Origin of the sequence: Cohnella sp. GCM10027633, assembly GCF_042675445.1 — a bacterium.
Lineage (GTDB): Bacteria > Bacillota > Bacilli > Paenibacillales > Paenibacillaceae > Cohnella.
Genome location: NZ_JBHTGV010000037.1, coordinates 1 through 1,369 on the forward strand (window position 1 = coordinate 1; position 1,369 = coordinate 1,369).

General features: G+C 48.1%; 1 protein-coding gene. It reads left to right on the forward strand.

Annotated features, from left to right (window positions below; genetic code table 11):
• Window positions 1-73: 73 nt before the first annotated feature.
• The gene (locus ACFQZG_RS27545; RefSeq protein ID WP_445297468.1) at window positions 74-1,303 is read left to right on the forward strand and encodes an IS256 family transposase; all 1,230 of its coding nucleotides are present in this window, start codon (window positions 74-76) and stop codon (window positions 1,301-1,303) included.
• The last annotated feature ends 66 nt before the right edge of the window (window positions 1,304-1,369 follow it).

Below are 1,369 nucleotides of genomic sequence, written 5' to 3' on the forward strand. Positions count from 1 at the left end.
GAGTCTGTAAAATCTTTTGTGTAAACTCTCAAACCAATATGAAATAAACTAAGAGAAAGGTTGGTTTGAGAGGATGACACAAGTGGCGCGCTTTAACAAAGATCAGGTGAAAGCATTCGTCAAAGACAACAATCTGAAGACGATGGATGACGTTCAATCCGCACTAAAGGAACTGTTCGCTGAGACGTTGCAGTCTATGCTGGAGGCTGAACTCGACACGGAGCTTGGCTACGAGAAGCATGACGTCAAGACCAAGACTACCAGCAATAGTCGAAACGGTAGGTCCAAGAAGACCGTGATTAGCGAGTATGGAGAAGTCGATATTCAGGTACCTCGTGATCGTAACGGCGAGTTCGAGCCTGTTATCGTCAAGAAGCATCAGTCCAGTGTAACCGGCATTGAAGACCAGATCATTGCGATGTACGCCAAGGGCATCAGCGTCCGAGATATTCAAGATCATATGATCCGATTGTACGGCATTGATGTTTCGCCGACGATGATCTCGAATGTCACGAACAAGATCGTTCCGCTCATTAAGGAGTGGCAGAATCGCCCGCTGCAAGGTGTATACGCTGTGGTGTTCCTTGATGCCATTCACTTTAAAGTGAAGCAGGATGGCGCTATTGTGAACAAAGCGGCGTATATGGTCATCGGCATCGATCTGGACGGGAACAAAGACGTACTGGGCATGTGGATCGGCGAGAATGAGTCCGCGAAGTTCTGGCTGAGCGTCCTGAATGACCTCAAGAATCGCGGTGTACAAGACATCCTCATCACCTGTGTCGACAACCTGACCGGCTTCTCTCAAGCCATTTCTGCTTGTTATCCGAAAACAGAGATCCAGAAGTGCATCATCCACCAGATCCGCAATTCGACGCGCTACGTCTCATATAAAGATTTAAAGAAGGTAACAGCGGATCTAAAACCGATCTATAAAGCGACTACCGAAGTAGCAGCGCTACTGGAGCTGGATCGCTTTGAAGAAGCCTGGGGCAATAAGTATCCGCTCATTATTCGCTCCTGGCGAACGAACTGGGACGAGCTCGCAACGTTCTTTAAATTCCCTCCGGAGATCCGTAAGCTCATCTACACGACTAATATCATTGAAAGCTACCACCGTCAGCTACGGAAGGTCACCAAGGGCAAGAGCATCTTCCCAACGGATGAAGCGCTGCTTAAAATGTTATATTTGGCGACCATGGATGTCCTACGGAAATGGACAGGCCGCGTGCAAAACTGGGGACAAATTCTCCTCCAGTTATCCGTATTTTATCCAGAACGAATTGGCCAATATCTGCCGTAAGAGCTTCGTTCTCCCCCTCGGGGGAGGTTCCCATAAGAGAGTTTACACAAAATTATTGACAGACCC